The sequence below is a fragment of the Photorhabdus sp. RM323S genome (genome assembly GCF_042879375.1).
Classification (GTDB): Bacteria; Pseudomonadota; Gammaproteobacteria; order Enterobacterales; family Enterobacteriaceae; genus Photorhabdus; species Photorhabdus tasmaniensis.
This window is the reverse complement of sequence record NZ_JBHFKZ010000039.1, coordinates 1-26,521: the sequence shown is the minus strand read 5'-3', so window position 1 is coordinate 26,521 and position 26,521 is coordinate 1. Positions and strand designations below refer to the sequence as shown.

Annotated in this window: 12 protein-coding genes and 2 pseudogenes; 5 read left to right on the top strand and 9 right to left on the bottom strand. The window is 50.1% G+C overall.

Annotated elements, in window-relative coordinates; translation table 11 throughout:
* Window positions 1–43: 43 nt before the first annotated feature.
* Window positions 44–2,758, bottom strand: a complete 2,715-nt coding sequence (gene malT, locus ACGF7G_RS15415; RefSeq protein WP_387466628.1) for an HTH-type transcriptional regulator MalT — start codon at window positions 2,756–2,758, stop codon at window positions 44–46.
* 421 nt (window positions 2,759–3,179) lie between these two features.
* Between malT and malP the strand changes: the two genes are divergently transcribed.
* The 4 genes from malP (at window position 3,180) to ltaE (ending at window position 11,343) form a co-directional block, all read left to right on the top strand.
* Window positions 3,180–5,588 carry a maltodextrin phosphorylase gene (gene malP, locus ACGF7G_RS15410; protein WP_387466626.1) on the top strand — a complete coding sequence of 803 codons (2,409 nt, stop codon included), beginning with the start codon at window positions 3,180–3,182 and terminating at the stop codon, window positions 5,586–5,588.
* Between the two features lie 9 nt (window positions 5,589–5,597).
* A complete protein-coding gene (gene malQ, locus ACGF7G_RS15405) occupies window positions 5,598–7,685 on the top strand; it encodes a 4-alpha-glucanotransferase (RefSeq protein ID WP_387466624.1) in 2,088 nt (695 codons plus the stop codon).
* A 272-nt stretch (window positions 7,686–7,957) separates the two neighbouring features.
* A complete protein-coding gene (locus tag ACGF7G_RS15400) occupies window positions 7,958–9,973 on the top strand; it encodes an LTA synthase family protein (protein ID WP_387466622.1) in 2,016 nt (671 codons plus the stop codon).
* 311 nt (window positions 9,974–10,284) lie between these two features.
* Window positions 10,285–11,343 carry a low-specificity L-threonine aldolase gene (ltaE, locus tag ACGF7G_RS15395; protein ID WP_387466620.1) on the top strand — a complete coding sequence of 353 codons (1,059 nt, stop codon included), beginning with the start codon at window positions 10,285–10,287 and terminating at the stop codon, window positions 11,341–11,343.
* 748 nt (window positions 11,344–12,091) lie between these two features.
* Here ltaE and ACGF7G_RS15390 read toward each other — a convergent pair.
* From ACGF7G_RS15390 to ACGF7G_RS15380, 3 genes and pseudogenes are all read right to left on the bottom strand, one after another.
* Window positions 12,092–13,133: pseudogene (locus tag ACGF7G_RS15390) on the bottom strand (IS630 family transposase).
* Between the two features lie 2,035 nt (window positions 13,134–15,168).
* Window positions 15,169–15,519, bottom strand: a complete 351-nt coding sequence (locus tag ACGF7G_RS15385; protein WP_387466618.1) for a hypothetical protein — start codon at window positions 15,517–15,519, stop codon at window positions 15,169–15,171.
* 17 nt (window positions 15,520–15,536) lie between these two features.
* Window positions 15,537–18,320: an RHS repeat-associated core domain-containing protein gene (locus tag ACGF7G_RS15380; protein ID WP_387466655.1), complete on the bottom strand. Its 2,784-nt coding sequence runs from the start codon at window positions 18,318–18,320 to the stop codon at window positions 15,537–15,539.
* On the opposite strand from ACGF7G_RS15380, the gene ACGF7G_RS15375 reads away from it, so the two are divergent.
* Window positions 18,243–18,551, top strand: coding sequence for a hypothetical protein (locus ACGF7G_RS15375; RefSeq protein WP_387466657.1), 309 nt, complete (start codon window positions 18,243–18,245; stop codon window positions 18,549–18,551). The genes ACGF7G_RS15380 and ACGF7G_RS15375 overlap by 78 nt on opposite strands.
* Window positions 18,552–18,881: 330 nt before the next feature.
* On the opposite strand, the pseudogene ACGF7G_RS15370 reads toward ACGF7G_RS15375, so the two are convergent.
* The 5 genes and pseudogenes from ACGF7G_RS15370 to tssM form a co-directional block, all read right to left on the bottom strand.
* Window positions 18,882–19,613: pseudogene (locus ACGF7G_RS15370) on the bottom strand (PAAR domain-containing protein); the annotation flags it as partial.
* Window positions 19,614–19,955: 342 nt separating this feature from the next.
* Window positions 19,956–20,378 carry a DUF1795 domain-containing protein gene (locus tag ACGF7G_RS15365; protein WP_133814271.1) on the bottom strand — a complete coding sequence of 141 codons (423 nt, stop codon included), beginning with the start codon at window positions 20,376–20,378 and terminating at the stop codon, window positions 19,956–19,958.
* 64 nt (window positions 20,379–20,442) lie between these two features.
* Window positions 20,443–22,332 (bottom strand): type VI secretion system tip protein VgrG, encoded by a 1,890-nt coding sequence (locus tag ACGF7G_RS15360; RefSeq protein ID WP_387466615.1) that lies wholly within the window; start codon window positions 22,330–22,332, stop codon window positions 20,443–20,445.
* A gap of 22 nt (window positions 22,333–22,354) precedes the next feature.
* A complete protein-coding gene (locus ACGF7G_RS15355) occupies window positions 22,355–23,689 on the bottom strand; it encodes a VasL domain-containing protein (protein ID WP_387466613.1) in 1,335 nt (444 codons plus the stop codon).
* Window positions 23,690–23,746: 57 nt separating this feature from the next.
* A partial coding sequence (gene tssM, locus ACGF7G_RS15350) for a type VI secretion system membrane subunit TssM (protein WP_387466611.1) occupies window positions 23,747–26,521 on the bottom strand: 2,775 nt, incomplete at its 5' end.

Genomic DNA, 26,521 nt, shown 5'->3' with positions numbered 1-26,521 from the left:
GTTCAGTATCACTGATCAGAACAATGGCTTCGCGCAGCGGAAGTCACACACCTAACCCCATCATCTGCATCAGTTGTTGTGCCTGCTGAATCGCCTCCTGGCGATTCACAATCCCCAGCTTCTGATACAAATTCCGGATATGGGTCTTAATGGTTGTAGTCGCTACATCCAACTCTGCGGCAATCTGATCATTGCTGTAGCCTGAATAAATCAGTCCCAGCACCTGCCATTCACGCTGTGTCAGTGGACTATTGCGAATAAGCTCAGGAACATCAGGATGTGTCAGCAACTGTGTGACAAAACTTTCATCAAAATGGGCGAACTTATGACGATGCTGACGGTTGATATCTCGTAAAATGCGTTGTGCCCGGTGTAACTCCAGTTCAGACAAAGTATTGAGCTGGATAAGCTGACGTAGCTGCTGGGCCATCAACTCACCTTCAATCACAAAATGGCTGATAAACCCAGTGCGGTTAGCTAGAGCCAATGCTTCGATAAGCGCATTCTGCGCGTCACTTTTACGTCCAACATGCCAGTAAAGCAAGTTACACAATAGTAGATTACGGTTCAGATCACTTATTAGTTGCAATTCTCTCGCATGTTGATTCAGCATATCCAAAATAGATTCCGCCTCATCATACAGGCCAAGAAGGATCTGAGCACGGGCGATACTACGCCACTGGCCCTGATTAAAATGATTATCGACACTATCTGGTCGCTCGGTCTGTGCCAACCATCGAACAGCCGCACTTTTCTCTTCCATATTCTGCCAAATGATGACTCTCAGTTTGTCAGTATTGGTTCGCCAGTCTCTGTGATATTGCCCATTATTCAATAAGTTTTCACAACGGGCCAAATAACGGCGGGCATTATCAATATCTCCCCTAGTTAAAGAACATTTAGCCAACTGTGTCAGGCACTGCAACTGCTGCTGAGGTTGAAAGTTCGACAACACCTCCAAGCCACGACGTGCGGCCTCTTCTGCTTCATCAAGACGGGACCAGCACCACAAAAGCTGTGAGCGGATACGTAAAAGGAACTCATGCATCGGAAGTTGCTCCAGATGCTGTTCACGGATCAATTCAAACGCCTTGTTCTGTGTTTCGTAGGCAGTCTGCAAATACCCTTGGGCCAGTAAAATCTCGCTTTGCTGCAACAATGCCCATAACGCATAGTGATGAACCTGGAAACAGCGCGCAAGCTGCTCGGTTTGTTGCATCCGTGTCAATGCATCAGCCAGCTCACCTTTACAATGTAAGACTTCACCTTCCACTGACGTTGCGACAATACGACTGTATTCATTCTGCGGCAACAGCGCCGCCAGGGCCTTCTTCGCCAGCTTATCAGCCACCTCCGGCTTGCCGCTGTTGATAGCGACTTGAGCCCGTAAAGCATCAAACTCAGCCAATAAATCCGGCTCAATAGCAATCTGTTTCTTATGCAGTGCTTGTTCCGCCTGGCTCAACAGTGTATTTACCTCCGAATAGCGATGCTGGCTCTGAGCCAACCAAGCCTGAAGCAGCACCAGACGCGGACTCTCCAACAATTGTTCATAAGGCAGCGCATTCATACATTCTTCCAGCAGAGATAGCTCACTGTGGTTAAATAACGACCAGGCATACTGCAACAAAATATCGCGTAACATGGTGGTATCGCCCGCCGCTAAGGCATGATGAATAGCTTCGCCCGGATACCCTTGAACCAACCAGCCTTCTGCGGCGGCACGATGCAATTCAGGCAATTGCAACGCCATTTCCCACTGACAGCGTTGACGTAAAAATGAGGCAAAAAGTGGATGAAAGCGGAACCATTCACCAGAATCGTCCATACGCTGGAGAAACAGCCCCTGGCGCTCGGTTTCTTCAAGACGCTGTTGACCATTCTCTTCGCCGGTAAGACGAACGATCAAACCATCATTCATAGAGCGCAAAATAGAGCTGCGCAACAAAAATTCACGGGTTGATTTATCCACCTGATTCAATACTTCATCCACCAAATAGTCGGAAAGATGGCTGGCGTTAATTCCCGATAAGCGTTTAGCCGACAGTTCAGCGGCATCACACGACTGCCGTGCTGAAAGCGCAATCAGCTGAAGCGCCGTTGCCCAGCCAGCCACTTCGTTGCACAGGCGTTTACAATCGTCGGCGTCAAGCGATGGGGTCAAACGCTTGTCAAAAAATTGCTGGGTTTCCTGGTGATCAAAAGCCAGTTGTTGACTATCGATTTCCAGCAATTGCTCACGTACGCGCAGATTGGCAACCCCAAGAGAAGGCAAATTGCGTGATAAGATGGTTAAAGTAAGATGCTCAGGCTGGTGACGCAGGAAAAACCGCATAGCCTCATGAATAATGTTATTCACAATCAGGTGATAATCATCAATCACCAGGAAAATCGGTCGTCGCCATTCATTGAGTTCAATAAACAGTTGAGCGAAGAGCGCGGGTAAATTGGCATATTGGTGTTTTTGGGCCAACACTTCACTTTTGGCGCAATACCCCTGCGTGGCCTGCTGCAACGCCGCGATAAGATAGCTGGCGAAACGCTCCGGCTGATTGTCGCTTTCATCCAAAGAATACCATCCCAGATTATCTTGCCCAGCCGCCCACTGAGATACCAATGTGGTTTTACCATAACCAGCAGGGCTGGTTATCAGAACAAGACGATAGTTAGACGACTCATTCAGTCTGATCAACAGGCGTTTACGCCAAACCGTATTATTCAGACGAACAGGACGACTCAGTTTTGATGGGATAAGCATTGATTTCCGTGCCCATAAGAAACGATAAATAAAACCTGCGCCGGAACCCTATGTGATGTTATTAGATAATTTATGTCACGGCCCGTAATAATGTCATTAATAAGCCCAACCAAATTTAGTGAAATACACAGCCTTTGCAAACCTGTTTGCGAACCTCATTGTATTAAGTTGCGCACCCTATCACATTCTTGAACAGCAAATTCCATTTTCCATCGATAAATTATGGAAGCTGCCCGCAAACCATTCCATCAATCTCCAGGAAAAATGGACTTAATAAATCGAAAATGATGCCAAATAGGATTACCGACTACGCCCTTTTACTCCACCCTGACTAATACCTCTCCAGGATGATGTTTTAGACTCTGAGAGCATTCAGCATAGCGTCTAAATTTTCCTTTTTCAGCTACAGGATGAAGACTCCATGCAACAGACCAGATTAGATAAAGCCCAGTTTCAAGCTGCGCTGACGCGTCAATGGCAGCGCTTTGGCCTCGGATCAGCCCAGGAAATGACTCAGCATCAGTGGTGGCAAGCCGTCAGTGCGGCCCTGTCAGAACTACTGCCCTCAAGCCCTGTGATCACTGTTCCTTCCGACCAACAACAACGCCATGTGAACTATATCTCTATGGAGTTTCTGATTGGCCGTTTGACTGCAAACAATCTGCTTAACCTTGGCTGGTACGAAGACGTTCAGACTTACCTGGCAGAAGAAAATATTATTCTTAGCGATCTGCTGGAGCAAGAAACGGACCCTGCCTTAGGCAACGGCGGACTCGGTCGGCTTGCAGCCTGTTTTCTCGACTCTATGGCAACCGTTGGTCAATCAGCAACCGGCTATGGCCTGAATTATCAATACGGCCTGTTCCGCCAATCTTTTAATCAAGGACAACAAATTGAAAAGCCGGACAATTGGGGACGAGAATCTTATCCCTGGTTCCGCCACAATGCTCAGTTGGATGTTGAAGTTAATTTTGGTGGTGAAGTCTTAATGGCAGATGATGGGCGCGAAACCTGGGCACCTGAATTTACATTGATTGGGGAAGCCTGGGATCTACCGGTTATTGGTTATCACAACGGTGTTACCCAACCACTGCGCCTGTGGCAAGCAACACATACTGAACCATTTGATCTCGATAAATTCAACGATGGGCAGTTCCTGGTAGCAGAACAGCAAGGTGTTGAAGCAGATAAGCTGACGAAAGTTCTCTATCCGAATGATAATCATCAGGAAGGCAAACGCCTGCGTCTGATGCAACAATATTTCCAGTGTGCCTGTTCTGTGGCAGATATCCTGCGCCGCCATCATCTGGCGGGACGCAAAATAGAAGATCTGCCGAAGTATGAGGTTATCCAGCTTAACGATACCCATCCAACTATTGCCATTCCTGAAATGATGCGCATTCTGCTGGATAAACACCAAATGAGCTGGGAAGCGGCATGGGAGATAACCAGCCATACTTTCGCCTACACTAACCACACGCTGATGCCGGAAGGGTTGGAATGCTGGGATGAACACTTGGTAAGCCGCCTGCTGCCGCGCCATTACAACATCATTCAAGAAATTAACCGCCGTTTCAAAAAGCTGATGGAGAAAACCTGGCCAGGCGATCAAGCCATATGGGAAAAATTGGCGGTACATTATAACCATCAAGTGCGGATGGCGAATCTTTGCGTCGTCGCCGGCTTTGCCGTGAACGGAGTAGCAGCACTGCACTCAGAACTGATCGTTAAAGATCTTTTCCCAGAATATCACCAACTGTGGCCGAACAAATTCCACAACGTGACAAATGGTGTTACACCACGTCGCTGGATCAAACAGTGTAACCCAGCACTGTCAGGGTTGATCGACCGGACGCTTAACCGTGAATGGATTAACGATCTTGATGCACTTAACGTGCTTGAGCCTTATGCAGATGATGCTACTTTCTGCGAAGAATATCGGGCTGTCAAACAGGGCAACAAGATCCTCCTGTCCAATTATGTGAATAAAGTAATGGGACTGAAGCTGGATCCAAACGCCATTTTCGATGTGCAAATTAAACGCTTGCACGAATATAAACGTCAGCACCTGAACCTGCTGCACATCCTATCGCTTTATAAACAAATTCAGGAAAATCCGGCGCTGGATATTGTTCCACGTGTATTCCTGTTTGGTGCGAAAGCAGCACCAGGCTACTATCTGGCAAAAAACATTATCTCTGCAATCAATCAGGCCGCCGAAAAGATCAATAATGATCCTATCGTTCGCGATCGCATCAAGATCGCTTTTATCCCCGATTACAAAGTTTCTGTCGCAGAGCTCATGATCCCGGCTGCCGATGTTTCAGAACAAATCTCCACTGCCGGCAAGGAAGCTTCCGGTACCGGCAACATGAAACTCGCGCTGAATGGCGCTCTGACGATCGGAACACTAGACGGAGCGAATGTCGAAATTGCCGAGCAAGTAGGAGACGACAACATCTTCATCTTCGGACACACCGTCGAAGAAGTGAAAGCTTTGAAAGCTGCTGGTTATGATCCATTGACGTTACTCAAGGAAGATAAACACCTGGATAACATACTTAAGGCACTAGCTAACGGAGAATTCAGCTACAGTGATAAACGCGCATTTGACATGCTGCTGCATAGCTTGATTGAAGGTGGTGATCCTTATCTAGTACTGGCTGATTTTGCCTCCTATTGTGATGCCCATAAGCGGATCGATACCTTGTACCGTGACACTCAAGGCTGGACACGTAGTGCCATTCTGAATACCGCCAGAATGGGTATGTTCAGCTCTGACCGGACAATCCGGGATTATCAACAACGTATCTGGCAAGCAAAAAGATAAGGAAAAATCATGGAGGATAAACGCCTCGATCATTTAGCGACCGAGGCTGGCATTGTTGCCAGCTATATCAATGCTTATGGAAAACCACAGGCGATTCCAGCAGAAACCAGACACCGCCTGTTAGATGCCATAAATGTAAACAAACCGGCCGGCGAGCCGGTTTCCCCCGTACCGGTGGTAAAAGTTTTTACTCAAGGGCAGCGCTTCACTATCACTCTGGAAGACGATAGGAACTACCAATGGCAGATACGGACAGAACAAGGAGAGGAATTTCAGGGGCATGGCAGCCATCAACTGATTTTTCCTGATACCCTTGCTCAGGGATACCATCACCTTACTCTGACGCAAGGCAGCCAATGCTGGTCTATGCAAATGATAGTCGCACCCAAACGCTGTTATGAGCCAAATGCGCTGTTAAAGGGGGAAAAACTTTGGGGTGCCTGTGTGCAACTCTATACACTGCGTTCAGAAAACAATTGGGGAATCGGAGATTTTGGCGATCTGAAATACATGCTGAAAGAGATAGCGGCGCGCGGAGGTTCTTTTATAGGATTGAATCCATTGCATGCGTTGCATCCAGCTATGCCAGAAAGCGCCAGCCCCTATAGCCCCTCGTCACGCAACTGGCTTAATGTGGTTTACATCGATGTTAATCAGATTGAGGATTTCAAACACAGTGAAGAAGCACAGAGTTGGTGGCAAACACAGACGACTCAGCGCATGTTACAACATACCCGCAGTACAAAATGGGTGGATTACACCACCGTGATGGCGTTGAAAATGGCAGCACTGCGTCTGGCATATCAACAGTTCAATACCCGTTTAGAAACTGACTCTCAACAGGTATCTTTTCGCCAATTTGTCATTCAAGGTGGTGAATGCCTCTACTATCAAGCCGTCTATGACGCTCTGCACTGCCGGCTATACGCTAAAAATAACAGCTGTTGGGGTTGGCCTGTATGGCCGGAAGAATATAGCAATCCACACGGCGAAGCCGTACAAACATTTTGCCAGTCTCACCCGCAGGAAGTGGAATTCTTCCTCTGGCTACAGTGGCTGGCCCATACTCAACTTGCAGACTGCTTTGCCCAAAGTCAAACCAGTGAAATGCCGATTGGGCTTTACCGAGATTTAGCCGTTGGCGTAGCCGAAGGAGGATCGGAAACCTGGTGTAACCGGGCTGTTTACTGCACCAAAGCATCAGTGGGAGCGCCACCGGATGCTCTGGGGCCACTGGGTCAAAACTGGGGCCTGCCACCAATGAATCCTCATGTTTTGCAAACCCAAGCTTACCAACCATTCATTGAGCTGCTGCGCACAAATATGACCTATTGCGGCGCCCTTCGCATTGACCACGTTATGTCGATGCTCAGGCTCTGGTGGATCCCCTATGGCGAAACCGCCGACAAAGGGGCATATGTACACTACCCAGTTGATGATCTGCTAGCAATTCTGGCACTGGAAAGTCAACGCCATCGCTGCTTAATCATTGGTGAAGACTTGGGTATCGTGCCGGAAGAGATCGTAGATAAACTGCGCGATAGCGGCGTCTATTCTTATAAAGTGCTCTACTTTGAGCGCAATGAACAAGGGGAAGTCCGTGCACCAGATGATTACCCAGTACAAGCAATGGCAACGATAACCACCCATGATTTACCTACTTTGCGCGGATTCTGGCAAAGTGCCGATTTGACGCTTGGGGAATCACTCAGGCTATATCCCGATAAAGATCTTCTTCAAAGGTTATATACCGAACGTCAAGCAAGCAAACAAGAGCTATTAGAGGGATTACATCGCTACGGCTGTATTCCGGAACATATCGGCCACACGGCAAAAGAAGTAACAATGTCGCCTGAGATAAACCAAGGGTTACATCGCTATATTGCCCACAGCACCTGCGCACTACTGGGACTGCAACCCGAAGACTGGCTGGATATGGATAAACCCGTCAATATTCCAGGTACTACGATGGAATATCCCAACTGGCGACGTAAATTAAATACCACACTGGAAACTATGTTCAGTGATGATCATGTAAACCAATTACTGAATGATTTGAATACATGCCGTAAAAAAGCAGGGGCAGCCGAGGGCTGAATACCATAACATCGGGTTCTCGCCTCTGAAAGCGCTATTCTTTTCCACTTAATAACTTAATGAAATTATAATTTTCAAGGATGGCTTATAATCTAAGCTATCCTTTCTCAATCGATTTTATCTGGACCTTGGTCAGATCTGCTGTTTACTGCAAAAAATGTCTAATAAAATAATCTAACATAGGATAGGCAATCATTTACTGAATAAGCTAGGATCCTTGCCCATAAAATACCAAATTAATCTTACTAATCCATTCTAATTAAGAAGGCATTATGTGGTTTCCCAGATTTAAACAAGCTTTTATCGCTCTTCTACTTCCCTGGCTGCTAGCTGTATCAATACAAATGGCGGGAAGAATCTATCTTCTCCTCACTTATAGCAGTCATCAGCTCCTTGCTGACGCCATTCAAGATGTAGAACAAATGTTCTGGATTGGCGGGCTGTTTGATATCCGTATTGCCAGTCTGCTATTTGTTCCCTGTCTGCTGATTGCCGGCTTATTTGCCATTAACAAAAACAGTTTCAGCCTATGGCAACGTTTCTATCCGTGGCTGGCTGCAATACTCAATACACTGGTTGGGGCTTTAACTGTAGTCAATGTTTATTACTATGCCACTTATGAACGGTCGATCGATATTTTCATTTTCGGTTTGGTGGAAGATGATACGCAAGCCGTGTTACATACCTTGTGGAATGATTATCCCATTATCCGTGGTTTGCTCTGTTTAGTTCTGTTCACCGCTTTTGTTTTCTGGCTTTGTCTCCGCTGGCAACGCCGCCTTGCCTCACGACTAGAACGCAAAACCAGCCTGCCGGTTTCTGTTATAGCAACGCTGGCTATTTTGGCTGTCTGCTTTGTTGGAATGCGCGGCTCCATAGGGACCTTTCCACTACGTCAATCCAATACACAAGTTTCAGAAGTGAAAATACTTAATATGCTGACGCCTAACGGTCCAATGGCATTGAACTGGGCCTTTAATGATCATTACAAAAACAGCTACTTCCCAGAGGCAACGGATGAACAAGGTCGCAAGCTATTAAGCCAATTTCTGGATAATCCAACGCCAGCTAGCCTGTCGCCGTTTATGGCTAAAACCGCCGACAATCCTGTCGCTCAGAAAAAACCACCCCATGTAATATTTAACGTGATGGAAAGCATGGGCTATCACCTGCAAAGCCTGGATCGCCCAAACCTTGATGTTTTTGGTGCCCTGCGCCAGCACTGGCAAAACGACTGGCGTTTTGAACGTTTTGTTTCTGAAGGAGATGGCACCATCGACAGTTTGAGCCGCTTCCTAGTCCGTAGCCCAAACAGCGCAATCAGCCAGTCCACTGCCCAAAATCTCGATTTCACCAGCAATATGTTTAAACCCTATCTGGCGAATGGTTATAAGATTATCTTCGTCACATCAGGTAACGGAGCATGGCGTAACTTGAATCAGTTCCTGCCAAATCTGGGCGTCAGTGAATTTATCGATCAGAACGGGCTAAAAAAACGCTACCCAGAAGCCAAATTCGGTACTTGGGGTGTACCTGATGAGTTTATGTTCCGTTATATTGAAGAACGACTAGCTCAGGCAGAGAAGAACGGCGAACATGTTCTGATTCTGTCGTTGTCCACTACCCATCACCCACCGTATAAGTCACCAAAAGGCTATCAGAAAACCGACATTAAGCTAAACGATGCAGAGAAACAACGCCTAAGCCGTCTGGCTAGCGGTGATGAGTTACAGGAGGTCTTCCATACTCTACGTTATACCAACGATCAGTTGGGGCAATTTATCAGTTGGGTAAAATCTCAGTCACTGGCTTCCCATACTATTATTGCAGCAACCGGTGACCATAATATGCGGGGCATCAGTTATCCAGATGCCCATGAACTGGCAATTGGTCACGGAGTACCATTTTATCTCTACGTACCACCTGCTTATCGCCAGAACATGACTTTTGATGCGACCAAAGTCGGCAGCCATAAAGATATCTGGCCAACTCTCTATCATTTAAGCCTATCAAATACGACTTATTACCGTACCGGCTGTAATTTGCTGACTGAACATCTGGACTCTATCTGGTGCCAGGGATATAACCCGGAAGTGACTATTACACCGCAAGGTGCCTATATCATGATAGGTAAAGGTGAATTTCGACCATGGGCAAACCAAACAGGATTATTATTAGGTGAACCACAACCAATGACAGCAGAGCAGGCTAAACAGTTTCATCGCTGGCAGGTATTTACTGATTTACTGTCATGGCAGTTAAACCGTCAGGTTCACTACCAGCAGTAACTGAAAACGCTTTAAAGCATCAGGTAAAACCCGTCAATTTATATCGCTATTTGGGCGGGTATGCTATCTGTATAGTGACTTTATTCGATACTGCTTTATGCCATGTTTTTACTCTGCTGATGTTTTGATACTTTTCAGTAAATTATACCGGGGATGTTTATAGCAAAAATTATATTATCTCTTACAGTTAGTACAGACGATCTGATCAAAAGTATAAGTGGATATGGTTATGGCATTGTTAGACATGAAAGAGATTATCCTCTGGCTATTTAAACAAAATAATTTTTCAAAATAATATACAGGAGCCACCTATGATCGATTTACGTAGTGATACTGTTACCCAACCCAGCGAGGCTATGCGTAAAGTCATGGCATTAGCGGAGGTGGGTGATGATGTTTATGGCGACGACCCTAATGTTAACCAGCTTGAACACGAAGGCGCTGTACTGGCTGGTAAGGAAGCTGCGCTGTTTCTACCTACTGGTACACAAGCTAATTTGGTGGCATTGCTCACCCATTGCCAGCGAGGTGATGAATATATTGTGGGTCAGAAAGCGCATAACTACCTGTATGAAGCGGGTGGTGCTGCCGTATTGGGCGGTATACAGCCACAACCGATTGATATGGCGGCTGATGGCACATTGCCTCTGGATGTTGTTGCTAGTGTTATTAAGCCGGATGATGCTCACTTCGCCCGAACCCGTTTACTCAGCATAGAAAATACATACGATGGTAAGGTACTACCACTTGCATATTTGCAGCAGGCCAGCGTTTTTACACAGGAAAAAGGCTTAGCATTGCACGTTGATGGGGCGCGTATTCTCAATGCGGCTGTGGCGTTAGATGTGCCACTGAGTACTCTCTCTCAGTATTGCGATACTCTGACCATCTGTCTGTCCAAGGGTTTGGGAGCGCCAGTGGGTTCTTTACTGTGTGGTGATGCAGAATACATCAGTCAGGCACGGCGTTGGCGCAAAATGACTGGGGGAGGAATGCGTCAGACGGGAATATTAGCTGCCGCAGCACGTTATGCATTGCAGCATAATGTTCAACGGTTACGCGAGGACCATGATAATGCCCAGTGGCTTGCTGAACAATTGAGTGCGCTGGGTGTGGAAGTTTTAGCACCAGGGGCACAGACTAATATGGTGTTTTTACGCATACCCGCGCATGAAGCCGCACAGTTGGGACCTTGGATGAAAGAACGAGGTGTGATTCTGCGTGTAGATTCTGTCACCCGCTTAGTGACGCATCTTGATGTTTCCCGTGCTGATCTTGAGCGACTGATTACGTTGTGGCGTGAGTTTCTTACTGTTGCTGGATCTTATAAGCGTGAGAATGTGACTGAAACTCGTTCTATTTATGGTTAAAATTCTGGTTATAAGCAGTTAAGTAAAGTCAGCTCTGAGGCACGTAGATTCAAATGGTTTTTTTGGGGGAAGGAGTAGGTAATTAACACTGCTGCTACGTTTAGCAAAAAGCCTACTGACGTTGCGTGCCTTGAGTGTTTCATAGTCCTGATTGAGCTGGCTCTTAATAAGTTTATCTGTGATTATCAACGACGTAGGGTGGGATTCCACTTTGTTTTCCCTGCCATGTTTAATTCATTTATCAGCGACTTTAAACTCCACTTATTTTATATTGACTTAACATGCGGCGGATTCGACTAATAAATGCAATTTTTCAGATGGTATATCTTTTACCTTCTGTGGTTTTAAATCTAAAAAATTAAATACGGGAAAAGAAAAAATGATGAGATTTACAAAAACTGCTTAATGAAGACCATTCATTTTTCGACGTCCGCAAGTTTTTTTATGGGTGATTCACTCAGCTATCTGTCAGTTAAGGATTAAAAGATAGGTATTCCATTAATACCCGCTTTTTAAAAAGATATATAGTGGTTAAAAAAGGATTATTCACAGACATAATTAATTCGTTTATCGGCAATACTACCCTCCGCTTATTTTACATTTATATAATCTGCCATAACCATTTAAAAACACGAATTCGGCCATTTAAACTCATTTGACCAAGCCATTTTCTCTATATCTTCGAATAGATTTTCAAATTGGTTCATAATTACTAAAGCTATGCCTCGTGCAACAGCTAAATAAGATTTCATAATAGTGCTACACTCATTTTTTGTCTTCCTGGCTTTTGCTGTGATGAAAACGATACCAAAAAGGCATCAACATAATTAAGCAACTGCCACATAAATTGACAACAATGATTTCACGTTATTGTCTCATGGAGCGATTGCCATAACCGTTCTATATTTATTTAGCCACGGTGAATAGACGGATAAAAACAACAGGATAAATTTGGGATGTCGTGCCAGCCAGTCCTTGACCTTCTGACTTTTATGAATACCGTAGTTATCTAAGATTAACGTGAGGGTTTCCGCATGGGGATATTGATGATTCAGTTCATCTAACATTTTGATAAATAAATCAGAGTTCTTTTTTATTCCTTTAACATAGGCGACTTGCTCTGTTTGGGCATTGAGGCAACCCGCAAGGTAATGTTTTTCATTTTTTCCCGGGGTGATAACCCGTTTTTGTTGTCCTTTGAAACACCAGTCCGCGCCGATTTTCGGGTTTAAATCAATATCCACCTCATCTTCATAGAAAACGGGATGTTTTTCTGAAATATTCGCTTTGGCTTCTGCGATCTTTGCCATTTTCTCATCATATTCAGGATCGGGTTGTTTTACCGTGGGTGCCGCTCTGCGCCAGACAATACCTGCCTGAGCAAAGTAACGATAGAGAACACTTTGTGTCAGAGAGAGGTTGAGTCATTCATTAAAGGTATGAGTCATGAGCTCAAGGCTCCAGCGAGAGCGAAGATAGCCAAACTCTTGGGGAGATTGCTGTAATAAGAAAAGCAACAGGTTATAGAGAGGGGTGAGCTCCCAGACAGCAGGTCGGCCAGCCGGTAAACTTTTGGGCCCTTCGAGCCCATATAATGTAAACCACTCAACCCAACGATTGACGGAAGAGCGTGCGGCATGAAGGGTTTTGGCGACATAAGTCACCGTCAATCCTTCATTGAGCATCAATAACGCCGTTAATCGACGGGAATAGTTCTTATCACGGGTTTTATGGATAAGTTTTCTCATTTTCTGGCATTCATTTTGAGGTATGGGTGCTATGATTGGCATAACTCAGTCCGTGTTGGGGTTCGTGATTTTTGGCAATTGATCAGATCGCAAAAATCGGACTGAATTCCCTCACAGTGATCTACTATTTTGAAAATTTATTTAATCCGCCTTGATATAAAATCTTTAATACGGCGGTATTCACGCTTTTAAATGATGATAGCAGGTCAGGTAAATGTAAAATAAGTGAAATATAGAATCATTGATGAATAAATTAAACAGGGCAGGGTAAACAAAATAAATTCTGCTCTGCATTTTATTATTGGCAGTATTTAACTTGTGATTAAAAGTCATTTTTTTAACTGATGGGGTTAATCGGTATAAAGTTTTAGCCGTCATTTTTATCACTTTTAACCCTATCTTTTCGTTAAGTTTAATCATCATTGGATTACGCTTAATGAACGTTAATTATATCCACTTTTTATCCTTATTGGCGCTGTTAAATAACCCGCGAGAAAATGCTTTAATACTCATTTATTCGGAAAATATCCTTTTACGTGCTAATTTCTTTTCAACTCGCTATTAGCGGTTAATGATTTTCGATTAAATGCCATTAACTGCCCTCTGAAAAGTTACGTTTATTGCGTTTAATCTGCTTTAATATAAAATCTTTAATACGGCGGCATTCGCGCTTTTAAATGATTATGACAGTTAACCTGTTATCGGAAGTCGTTTTTTTACTTGATGGATTTAATGGGTATAAATTTTTAACCGTCATTTTTACCCTCTTTTAATCCCTGATTTTTATTAAATTTAATCATCATCGGATCACATTTAACGAACGCAAATCATATCCGATTTTTATCTTTACTGATGCTGTTAAATAACCGGCGAGAAAATGCTTTAATATTAATTTGTTCGGATAATATCCTTTTACGTACGGGTTTCTTTTCAACTCGCTATTAGCGGTTAGTGATTTTTGATTAAATACCATTGACTGCCCTATAAAAACCCGCATTTATTGCGTTTAATCCACTTTGATATAAAATCTTTAATACGGCGGCATTCGCGCTTTTAAATGATTATGACAGTTAACCTGTTATCGGAAGTCGTTTTTTTACTCGATGGATTTAATGGGTATAAAGTTTTAACCGTTGTTTTTATCCCTTTTAACACCTGCTTTTTGTTAAGTTTAATCATCATCGGATATCGTGTTTTATGTTTAACGAACACGAATTATATTCACTTTTTATCTTTTCTGATGTTGTTAAATAACTGGCGAGAAAGCGCTTTAATATCCGTTTATTCAGGTAATGTTATTTTACATGCGATTTCTTTTCAACTTTGGATTAATGGTTAATGATTTTCGATTAAATGCTATTAATGGTTATTTTTAAAAGGGGCATTTATTGCGTTAAATCCGATTTTGATATAAAAGGTTTAATGCTTTGGTATTCGCGTTTTTAAATGATGATGACAGTTAACCTGTTATCGGAAGTCATTTTTTTATTCGATGGATTTAATGAGTATAAAGTTTTAACCGTTTTTTTTACCTCTTTTATACACCTGCTTTTTGTTAAGTTTAATCATCATCAGATATCGTGTTTTATGTTTAACGAACGTGGATTATATTCACTTTTTATCTTTCCTGACGTTGTTAAATAACCAACGATAAAACATTTGATACCCATCTGTGGATAATATTCTTTTACGTACATCTTAATCGGTACGGGTAATTTCCGTCAGCTGCCCGCTCAGGTTATAGCCCAGAGTCAGCACCGGCCCGTCACTGGTGAATAAATGGATACCGTCTCCCCGAATTGTGCATCCTTATCTTTTGCAGCGCTTTTACGCCAAACACCCGAGGTAGGAGCCGGATGCGTTAGTCGCGCATGTCCGGATCTTTGCGGGGGGTAGCCGGTAACGGTTATTCCTACCGCGACCGGAGATACGGGCCTGTGCGGTGAATGACGAGGAAGCGTATCAGATCAAGGATGCGATCTCTAAGCTTCAATCCGCGCTGGCTTACCGTGGGTATGCGCCACGGTAGATCATAATGAGGCCGGAAGATCCCGAAAGATCTTTCAGCCTTACTTTTTTAATTAAAAATACCTTTATTCTCAGCTTTTTCTATGAATAAGTCTTGTAAACTTCCTTGTATTTCTTCGTCTTCATAAGTTAACGTAAAATCACTATCTATATTGGGTGGAAAGTGAGAACCATCAATGGTTCCAAATATAGTTGATGATGTATCAGATATTACTACCTTGAAGAAGTCAAAAATAGCTGTTTTGTCTTGATCATCTAATTTTGATAATGCTTTTCTGGCCTTGGCATACACATCATCATTATTATCTATTGGACTGGTTAAACTATTCTGATAACGGGGTAAGTTGTCATCAAATAATTCACTAAAAATAGATTCTATTATTTTTTCATCATTTTTCATATGGTTACCTTTTAAATTCATTTAAATATAACTTCTGGATACATATTTTTATTCATATCAATAAGCTCTTTGAGCTTACTATTTGGAATTTCTGGGTAAACTCTTCTTAGCTCTTGTATATCCCTGGCAATCACACTTCTTGCGTTAGTAAATTCTTTACCTGTTGCTGGGTTTATTCGGCTTCTGGATACAATTCCTAATCCATCTTTAGAAACTGTATGTCCAACTTTAGGAACTAGAATTGATGGTCCTGTTTTAGGATCATAATTTTTCACCAGATCTTTCATTATTGCTTTTTGACCAACATGATGGGAATCAAGCGCTAAATTTTTTCCTTTAACTGAATCCCTTAAGTTCCCATAGCTATCAATATCCCATTTCTTAGGATCTGAACATCCTGTCAATCCTAATGGGTCAACCCATCCGGTCGGATTATGCACGTAACTGTAAGGATTTAGTCCGCCAGCTAACCCAATCGGATCAGTACTAAGATAACAACAGCCTTCCGGCAAATAATACCTGAACCGGTTATAGAATAAACCACTTTCCTCATCAAAAATTTGCCCGGCAAATCGCAGGCCCGGATCCAGTTGCGGGTTCTCACCCTGCTCTGTCAGCGGCAGACCGTACAGCGACTGTCTCGGCTGCCGCCACACCCGTTTGCCTGCCGGGTCAAACAGCGCCAGCGGTTCACCCGTCGGCGCACTCACCGCATACTGGGTCTGGATGTCGCCCACCATCAGGTCCACCCGGTTGTCCAGATTGAGGGTAAACTGTCGGGTCTGCTGGGCTGTCAGCTCCCACCCGTCAAACACCAGATGCCGGATTATTTTCAACCGGCCATGCTGGTATTCGCGGATTTCCGCTGGCACGTCCCCGTCCCACAAATACGTGGTCAGCTTACCGGTCTGGATACAGCGTTTTTCTGTCCGCCGCCCGAAAGCATCATAGCGATATTCCCACCGGCGGCCATCCGGGGTGATGAGGCCGGTCAGCTGGTTCTGGCTGTTCCAGCGGTATTTCGTCACCGCCAGCCGGTAACCTTCGGCTAAAAATTGTTTCTCTTTCATGCGACCAGCCAGGTCGTAGACAAACCGGTGTGAGCCAACCCAGTTCAGGCGGTGACCTTCCTGATAGAGGGTTTCCCCCATTATCTCCTGCACCCCGTCGAACCGCCGGGCAGGGTAGCCCGTGGCATCATACTGATAATGTTCGCGCAGGTTCCCTTCGTCACTGACCGAGACCACCTGGCCGTTGCCGTTAAGGCAATAGTGCCGCTGCTGCCTGTCATCGTGGACGGCGGCCAGGTTCAGCCCGGTATCATAGTCATACCGGCGGGCCAGGCTGGCATAGGCCGGTTCGCCAATGTCTTCCAGTTCAGCCGGGCGAAAGATGTGCGGGTTACGGCCCGCCCGTTGTGCCGTCAGTAACCCCATCAGGTTATACTGCTGGCGCACAATGAAGCCGCTTTCGGTGTAACGACCCGTGTCCCGTCCCGCCTCATCGCGTTCTACCGTCAGGGGCAGCAGGCTGTCCAGCGTCAGGCCAGTCAGCTCCCCGGCCCGGTTAACCTGTATCTGGCTTTGCCAGTGTTCCCGGTGGGTCTGGCCGGTAAATCGTGACGGCCCGGCCGGCGGGGCTGTTTCCCCGGTGAACAGCTGCCGCTCAAGGGTGCGGTTATCCGGGTAGTGACGCTGAATTTCCCCGTGCGGCTGGATTTCCCGGACTATCCGGTCCTGGTCATCATATTCAAACGACAGGGTGTTGTCCGGTGATTCAACTGTCAGCAGCCGTCCCACAATATCGTAATGATAATGCGTGGTGCCTTCCGGGGTATGCAGGGTCGTGAGGCGCTGCGCCGCATCATAGTTATAGCGGGTAACCGTGTCTTCTCCGTCCCGTTTTTCAATGCAGTTACCCGATAAGTCATAACGGTAGTGCCAGCGGGTGCCGGCATAATCCTGTTCAGTGACCACCCGGCCCTCAGCATCGAGAAGGTAGGTGTAGCTTTCCCCCTGTGGGTTTATCACCTGAGTCAGTTGCAGCGTATCCGCATCGTAGCGATACTGCCAGCGGTGCCCCTCACCATCAACCCGCGCTACCGGCAGGTCAAACGGGCCGTATTCCACCTGCCAGGCCACTCCGCGCGCATCAGTCCAGCAGGTCAGGTTCCCGTGGCGGTCATGGTGAAAATGCTCCAGATGGTTGTCGGGCCGGTCGCTGACCGCCACCCGGTGATGCCGGTCGTAACGCCAGCGCCACAGCGCGCCGGCAGCGGTCAGGCTGCGCAGCCGGTCCTGGCTGTCATAGCCGAGGCTGACGGTGCGGTGCTCCTCATCAAACAGTCTCACCAGCCGCTGATGGCTATCATATTCCTGAGTGTGTCGGTTCCCGTCAGTGTCTTCTTCTGCGGTCACCAGCCCAAAGGCATTGCGGGTCAGGGTGGTTTTCCGGCCGTCCGGGGCAATAAATCCCGAGGGCTGGCCCTGTTCATCATACAGTTGCAGCCAGGTGCGGTGCAGCGGGTCAGTCATGCCGGTCAGTTGCAGGGTGTCCGCATCATAGCTGTATTGCCAGACTGCCCCGGTCGCATCCGTCAGTGATGTCACCCGACCGGTATCGGCCAGATAGGTCAGGGCCAGGGTTTCGCCCATCGGCAATGTCTGCTGGACCAGATTGCCCCAGTTATCATAGTCATTGCGGGTCACGCCGCCGCCGGGCGTGTGGATTTCAGTGACCAGCAGCTGGTCGTTGTAATGCCAGGTGGTGGTGTGCCCCTGTGGGGTGGTAGAGCGGGTGATGCCGGGAGCATAGTCCAGGTGGACCGGGTAGAAGCCGCCGGTGCCCACACTGTCAGTACAGCGCCCCTGTTTATCGTAGCGGTAATCCACCCCGGTCTGGTCACCGTCAGACCAGCGGCTTATCAGGCCCTGCGCGTTATATTCATAATACAGGTGAAAGTGTTGGGTGCTGTCCGCTTCGGCCAGCCAGCCATTGTCATGGTAGTGATAGCGGGCCATCACTTCCTGTAAGCCTTCATCGGTTCGCAGGATATCGGTGAGCTGGCCCCGCAGGTTATAACACAGTGTCAGGACCGGTCCGTCACTGTGAATAACCTGAGTCAGCTGATAGCGCTCGTTATAGATAAACCGCAGCCGGTTGTCATAGCAGTCCCGGTGTTCGGTCAGCTGCCAGCGTTGGGGCGCATCGGCGGCAACCGGAACGGGCAGGGCAAAATACTTGCATACCGGTGAGTCACGGTGGCGCAGGATATAGCCCTGTTTGCCCCGGCTCAGGGTAAAATCCGGGTGGTCGGGGTTAATACTGTGGGTACAGGCGGCCGGTAAGGCAAAGTAGAGTGAGGCCCCTTCGGGAGTGCTGATTTCCACCCGGTCGCCGGTAACCCGGGCGCATTGGGAGAAGCTGTCGGTCCAGCCCGCCCCCAGCAGGCCCTGTTCCCCGGGAGCCCAGCTGCGTAAAAACACCAGCGGCAGGGTCTGGCCAAGGGTGATATCGGTGCGCTGGTCGAAGAGCTGGCCGGTGGTGACGTCAATCGGGTCGCCGGTGAAGAATTTTTTGGTGCTGTCCCGGTAACGTCTCACTCCCTGAGTTTCTTTAAAGGCGGTTTTGGCACAGCAGAAGGTTTTACCCGAGACGATTTTCCCGACGTACCGGGCCCCGGCCTTTGCCCCGTTGAGCACGGCCTGCCGGCCGGTTTTCGTGAACAGTTTACCCAGGCCCTTAATGGCGCGGCGGGAGGGCGGCACCAGAAATTCCACCGCCATCAGCATCGCCCGCTGCCAGGCGGAGAATTCTTCGGCAACGGCCAGGTAGGTACCCTGACCGGAACCGATAAACACGGTTTTGGCCCCGGCTTTGATGGTGGCACCGCAGACCAGTTTGTCATCCACCCGGGCTGCCGGGAAGCCATTGATGAACACGGTTTCACTGCCCTGAGCAATCAGGGGCGGAGCCGGGTGTTTACTGCAGCTTGCGGTATCGACGGTGGCCCGTGCCGCAGCTTTACCTTCAATAAACACATTGGGGGAGCCGGTCAGCAGTGCGCCACTGGGCGGGCCGATACTGTCCACCATTTTGGTCACCGCCGAACTGGCGGCGCTGATGACATCGCCCAGCGCAAAGGTCGCCGCGCTGCCCAGTGCAATGATGGCAACGGTGGCTAATCCGCCGGTGAGGAGGGTCAGGCCCACCAGTGCCGAGGCGGCGGCAAACACCGCCGCACCTATCAGCGCCCCGGTAATGGCCCCGGCCAGGGCACCGAGGAAGCTGGCATGTTTAATCGGGTCGCCTTCTCGGGCCGCTGCCGGGCCGGGAGCGCCCGATGGGGGCGCAACCGGGGCGGCATGTAACGCCCCGACTCGGGCAATCCGGGTAATAATCTCATCACCAAGTGACATATTTCACCTCCTGTCAACTCATCCGGCGGCCTGGAAGCTGTCGATAACCGCCAGTAACGCTTCGCGCTGGCCATCCGCAAAGGGAGCGGGTGAAGTCAGATTGAAGGTCAGCAACTGTGTGCCGCGGATTTGCAGCACTACGGTCTGGTACATGTCCCCTTCGGGGCTTTTCCACTGGTAGTCCAGCCGGCGGGCAGGTGCCTGACTGAGGGTGATTTCGCTGCACTGGTGCTCCTGATAACCGGGCAGGTGCGTGCGGAACTGTGCCAGGGTCTGTTCATAATAAGCGGTGTTATCCATGCCGGCCGGGACGGGGGTGCGGCTGACCACCAGATTCATGCCGCTGTCATCTGGCAGCACAAATACGTTCATGGATTCATCCCGCCAGCTGGCCGGGATAGCCAGGGTGCCTTCATTCATCTGATACACTGTGTTTGTCATGCTGTTTTTCCGTGATTGATTGAAATCATGTCGTCAGGTGTGGCGGTTAATGGGGCAATACCGGTCAGTTCACATTGACCTGTTTGCCGTTAAGGGTGATATTAGCGCCCTGAATACTGATGTTGCCGGCACTGTCGAGCGTGATGCTGCCCCCGGCGGTGGCAATTTCGATACCGCCAGCCCGGGCCTGTATCTGGATGTTATTTTTGACGTTCAGCAGGCTGTCTTTTTCCACGGTGATTTGACGCAGGCCAGTGATGGCGCTGACTTCATTGCCTGTCACCTCTTTATGGCGGTCATTTCTGACGGACAGCACCTGATTATGGCCGATGCTTTCGGTGTGGTCGTTTATGACCCGGGTTTCGCGATTATTGCGCACCACGGTGGTCATGTTCTTCTGGGCATGCAAAGCCAGTTCTTCACTGCCTCTGGCATCCTCAAAGCGCAGTTCGTTATAGCCTTCGCCTTTGTGGGTTTTTGAGCGGAAGGCCATCTGGGTTTTGCTGCCCGGCAGGCTGCCCGGTGGGATGTTGCTGGCGTGATAGGTGCGCCCGGTGACAATCGGCTGGTCCGGGTCACCATCAAGAAAGTCCACCACCACTTCCTGACCGACACGCGGGATAGCCAGCATACCCCAGCCCTGACCGGCCCACGGTTGCGTGACCCGTATCCAGCAGGAGCTGTGGTCGTCACTCTGGCCGTAACGGTCCCACAGAAATTGCAGCCGGATACGGCCGTATTTATCACAGAAGATTTCTTCGCCCGCCGGGCCAACCACTTTGGCTATCTGCGGGCCGTCCATCACCGGTTTGCGCGCCGGCATCGGACGCCAGTGCTGATGCGCCGGGATAAAGGTGAACTGGTTGCTCATCACCGTGCCGGACTCCCCGGTGGATTGCGCCAGCGCCTGCGGCTGGCTGCCACTATGCGCGACGCTGACCAGCTGCCAGAGCTGGTTGAGGTCATCACGGGGGTGGTCGGTGAGGGTGAACAGGACCCCGGGCCGCATCGCGGCGTCGTTACTTTCACCGTGGCCGGTCAGGGCGTCATTGCGCAGGGCTTCCAGCCGGTAGCGGGTGAAATCGGCCCCGTGCTGCTCGTCTTTGAAGCGCCCGGGAAAATCAAAGTGTTCATAGCCGGTGTGCTGGAGGTTTTGTTCCCGCATATGGTGGCGGAACTCCGCCGCCCAGACCGGGTTTTTGAAGGTGTAGTCTTTCAGCTCCACGGTGGCCGGGCGCACCTGAGCCTGCCGGGTCAGCGCCGTGACGCACAGCTGCTGGGCTTCGGTTGCGTCACCGGGGTGGTAGGGCAGCACCGGGCCTTTGGCCAGGGCCCCCGCAGTGTCGGCGAACACCAGGGTGTTTTTGTTGCCGGTGAATTCGAAGCAGTAAAAGATGCCCTCTTCGGCGGTCAGCCGGTGCAGAAAGTCAAAGTCGGTTTCCCGGTACTGGACACAGAACTCCCGTTCCGGGTGCGGATGGCGCAGCCGGAACACCACATCGCGGACGCCGCTCTCTTTAAGCAGGGTGGTGAGAATGGTTTTGATATCCTGCTGCTGAAAAATCCGGGCATTCTGACGCAGGGTGGTGCGCCACATATCGGGGCGGACCGTCATCTCATAACGGGTCTGATGTTTGCCGGTGTTGCCCTGTACAAAGCAGGCAACCATGCCGGTGACGGTGCGCTCGACTTTGCCGGCGCGCAGAATGGTCAGGGTGGCGCGGGTATCGAGGACGGCGGCGAAATCAATCGCCGGGTCGGCACTGGCTAAACTGACCGTCAGGCTGAAGGGGGTTGACAGGGCTTCGGTGAGTGAAAACCGGGAGACGACAAAGGTCTCAGGCGGTAATCCGCCCGCAGTGAGGGTGAACTGCAACCCGCCGGCGCTTTGAGAACTGAGCTGGCTGGCTATCTGCTGTGCCACCTGCCCGGCGGTTTTTTTCTGAAATGACATGGTAAAGGTTCCTTTTCTGAGGTTACGGGTGGTCTTTCTCAGGACGTGCTGTCAGCCCGGCGTCTTGTTGTAACGCAGAGTAGCGACTGAGCAGGGCGTTAAAACGGTCGTCGGTCTTTTTTATCAGGGCCGGTGAGACGGTGTGCCCCTGTTCAACCGCCACGGCCAGCTGACGCAGCAACTCTTCCAGTGGTACGTCGCGGTTGTGGCGGGTCTGAATCTGATAAATCGCGGTCTTCAAATAGGAGAGGGTGAAACTGCCCCGGTTGCGCTCCTGCGCCAGGATTTTGTCGGTCAGTTGCTGGAGTTGATTGTGGGTCTGGTACCAGCTGCCCGACAGCGGGGCGTTATCCAGCCGGACGGCCTGTAACTGTTGCCAGCGGGCGGTTTCACGCTGCTGTTTGCGGTCCTGCGGCCAGGTTTTCTGCGCCATGCCGGTCAGCTGTTCAGCCTGTTGCAGCACCACCAGCGGTGAGGTGTCCGCTAACCGGGTCAGCTGCTGTTCATAGGTTGGCAGGTCAGGCCGGTACAGCCAGGCCAGTCTCGCGCCATCCGGCGTGTCAGTCAGGGCCGTGAGCTGTTGTTGCAGCGGGCGGTAAAGCCCCAGCCAGCTGCCGGTCAGGACAAACGCGCCCAGCAGAACGCCCAGTCCAAAGCCCTGTAAGGCGCTCATCCCGGGCGGCGGTTCTGGGAAACGGACCTGGACTCTGGGCGGGTGGCTGTCGTCACCGGGGTCGCCGGTTTCCGGTTCTGCCGGTTCCGGCCCGGTATTGGCCAGGTAGACCAGCGGCGGCATCGCGACCGGTTTGGAGGCCGGTGTGGGCAGGATACGGCTATTTTCCAGTTTTTTCGCGGTGTTCTGGAAAAACCACAGCAGGTTTTCGACTTTGGGCAGGCGCTTTAAATCGGACTGCTGGAGCCGGTCAACTATCAGTTGCAAGGCCCGCTCTGCCCGGTAAATCAGGCGCAGGTCGCGGGCGGTGTAGTCGTGCTGGCGCAGGGCGTTGCCGCTGCGGGTGTTAAACCAGTCGAGCATGTCAGTGCGGACCGCAGGCTGGGGCGGCCACAGTTCATCCCACTGGCTGACAATCACGCCGGCCAGCAGTTCACAGCCTTCGGTAAAGCCGGCCAGGCCGCTCAGTTGCATCCGGGCCAGGGTGTAGTAAATCGCACTCTGCAAATCGACGCCGTGGCAGCGAAACAGGGTCAGGGCCAGGGATTCAATCCGCAGCCAGTTCACCGCCGGCTGAGACGGGTGGTTGATTTTGTTGATTTCTTCACGGATTGCCGTGAACGCTGGCAGGTTCATCGGGTTACTGCCGGCACGGATAATCAGGTTTTCAGGGGGTTCACGCATGGCCGTTTATCCTTGCCTGCCACCGGCGACGCGGGGCAGGGGCGTTTTCATTTGTCATTAGTAGAGGGTGTCAGGCAGTTTGAACTGGCTGAACAGGCCGCCGGCAAACGGGTTGTCGGATTCATCGACGTAGATACGGTAGGTCATGTCGCCGCCATCCACGCTAAACAGCACATCAAAGGAATCCGGCCGTACGCTGGTCAGTTTGCCGCTGTTAATCAGGCGCAGTTGTGCCCACGGGCCGGTGAAGCTGACGGCGCGCGGTGATTTGCCACTGACGTCCGGTATCAGCGTGAGCTGACTTTCCACGCCAGCCCGCATGGAGTTTGGCCAGATTAAGTGCACGATGCTGCCGTGACCGTGGGCATAATCGAGTAACTGTCCGTCGAGGTTAAGCAGGCTGCGGCGTTTGTTGCCGGTCAGGCTGACCGGTTCAATGGCAAACTGAGTACCCAGGCCGTTTTGCGGGGTGAAGAAGGTGTCGCGAATACGGTTAGCCAGGGTCAGCTGTTTCAGCACATCCGGGCGGATAAGCTGTTCACCGTCAGTGCCGTAGGTCAGGTTGTTCTCGACAAACGGTTTGAGGTTCTGCTGATAGAAGGCATCCAGCGTGCCGCCGGGTCGGAAGAAGCGGTCGAACTCACTGAGCGGCACATCCTGGGTGGCTTCGGGGTTGAACGGATAGCGGCCGGCCAGGTAGGTCTGGTACTGTCTGACGACGTTTTCACTCCATTCGACTTCCAGCGAACTGACCGCGGCCCGCATGACCACCTGCCACGCCTGTTCAGCCAGTTCACCGACCCAGCGGTTTAACGGCTCCGGCAGGTTTTTCGCCAGCTGTTGCACTTCGAAGATGGGGTCGCTGTTGTTTTGTTCAAGTCGCAGCTGGACCGCTTTCAGGGCAGCTTTACCCGGGACCGGGGCGTTTTGAATGGCCAGCAGGTAGCGGTGCAGTGCAATCAGTTTCTGATAAACCTCCTGCAGGGTGCTATTTTTATCCCCGTATTCCACCAGCACGCCGGTTTCCGGGGCGAACTCCCGGTTGATGCGCACCAACAGGCGATAATCCGGGGTGTCGCGTAACGGCTGTTGTTCTTTGCCCGGCAGGGGCGTATTCATCACCGGCAGGCGGGTGTTGTCGCTGAGGATTTGTAATGCGCGGCTGAAGGGCTGTTCCCCACTGATGACCTGCTCAATGGCCCCGATGGCCTGCGGGATATCGGTAAAATGACGGATATCCAGGTTGTTCATGGCCCCGCGCCAGGTGGCGGTGTAGTCACCCAGATACTGTTCGGTGATTTGGCGCTGAATTTCTTTACGGTCGGTCTCGCTGTATTGCACGTTGTGCGACAGATTCAGCACCCAGCTGTCCATCACGGTCAGGTCAATCAGCTGGTCGTCCTGTTTGACGAAGTAGTTGTTCAGGCCGTTCATCGTCAGGAACTGCGGGATAATCAGCTGCCTGTCATTATTGGCGATAAAGATGCTGTCAAAGCTGGGGCCAATCTGGTCGCGCAGATTGAGCGGCGGCGGCAGCGAGTCCTGGGCTTTGAGGCGCAGGTTCTGATAGACCCGCTGGTAAATGGAGAGCTGACTCAGCTCTTGCTGGGCATTTATCATCGGGCGCTGGTAAGGCGCAAAACTACTGATGGCCGTCGGGTTATCCGCTTCCCGGGCCGCCTGCCAGTCAGTGTGGTCCAGGGCATAGTCGAGGTGAGTCAGCAACTGTTCCTGTGTTTGACGCTGGCCGTTAAAGACCCGGCTCCAGCGTTCACGCATATACTGTTCAACCAGTGACTTATTGCGGCCACTGCGGTCTTCCAGCATCCGCATGATGCGCAGGACGTCGAGTTTCTCCTCACTGCCTTTGGCCGCCTGATTCAGGTCATCCAGCAGGCCATTCATCAGGGCGGGCAGGAAGCGCTGGGACAGCAGTTGCAGGTAGGTGTTTTCGACATACGGACCGACATCAGCGCCCTGGTACAGTCCCATATCTGCCAGCAGCCCTTTCTGATGGTAATCCCCGTAGGCCAGGGTGGCTTCCCGGATAGGGTTCAGCAGCGGTAACTGTAAGTTTCCGTTGCGGTCTTCCCCTTTGGGTGGGGGAATGGACAGGAAGGTTTTAGCCTGTGCCAGGACTTCTTCACCGGCCCGATAGTTCTTCTGATAGTTGTAGTGCCAGCCGGCCCACAGGGCCAGGCCAGCGGCGGCACCGACGGTGGAGAAGGTCAGGAGTTTGCGCCGGTTACGGCTTAACCACAGGCGGTTTTCCGCCGCCAGATTGGGTTCGGCCAGCAACACGTCTTCAAACAGCGAACGGGTGAAGTAGGGCGCGGTGTCCGCCACCGGCCAGGTTGGGAAGGCCTGTGGCCCCAGGTGATACTGTACAGCGGCAGACTGGGTAAAGAGGTCATCCATCTGGCCGATTTGTCGGGAGGAGGTGAGATAAACGCCGCGCAGCCCGGGCTGCGCCGGACCGCCATTATAGAGAATGCCCTCCAGCAATTGCACCAGGTAGCTGTGCAGCCCCTGTATCTGACGGGTGAAGCTGAACAGCGGGCTGCGCTGGTTGATATCCACTTTGTTGAGCATCATGTCCGGCATGGCGGCATTGAGTTGTTGCATCCATTGCTGCCAGAACTGCGCCAGTTCAGTCCGCCAGCGGTGCTCATCATCGGCATTCAGGCTGAAAGTGACGCCCAGTATCTGGGTGCGTTGCGGTTTGTCCAGTGACTGAAACGCCGCACTAAAGCCGTGCAGCAGATCGAGTTTGGTCAGCACCAGATAGAAGGGGAGGTGGTTGTGCAGGGTTAACCGCAGATCTTGCAGGCG

Bases quoted from the DNA above. Each gene is read 5' to 3' on its own strand.
- malT (WP_387466628.1), bottom strand. From the start codon at position 2,758: ATGCTTATCCCATCAAAACTGAGTCGTCCTGTTCGTCTGAATAATACG.
- malP (WP_387466626.1), top strand. From the start codon at position 3,180: ATGCAACAGACCAGATTAGATAAAGCCCAGTTTCAAGCTGCGCTGACG.
- malQ (WP_387466624.1), top strand. From the start codon at position 5,598: ATGGAGGATAAACGCCTCGATCATTTAGCGACCGAGGCTGGCATTGTT.
- ACGF7G_RS15400 (WP_387466622.1), top strand. From the start codon at position 7,958: ATGTGGTTTCCCAGATTTAAACAAGCTTTTATCGCTCTTCTACTTCCC.
- ltaE (WP_387466620.1), top strand. From the start codon at position 10,285: ATGATCGATTTACGTAGTGATACTGTTACCCAACCCAGCGAGGCTATG.
- ACGF7G_RS15385 (WP_387466618.1), bottom strand. From the start codon at position 15,519: ATGAAAAATGATGAAAAAATAATAGAATCTATTTTTAGTGAATTATTT.
- ACGF7G_RS15365 (WP_133814271.1), bottom strand. From the start codon at position 20,378: ATGACAAACACAGTGTATCAGATGAATGAAGGCACCCTGGCTATCCCG.
- ACGF7G_RS15360 (WP_387466615.1), bottom strand. From the start codon at position 22,332: ATGTCATTTCAGAAAAAAACCGCCGGGCAGGTGGCACAGCAGATAGCC.
- ACGF7G_RS15355 (WP_387466613.1), bottom strand. From the start codon at position 23,689: ATGCGTGAACCCCCTGAAAACCTGATTATCCGTGCCGGCAGTAACCCG.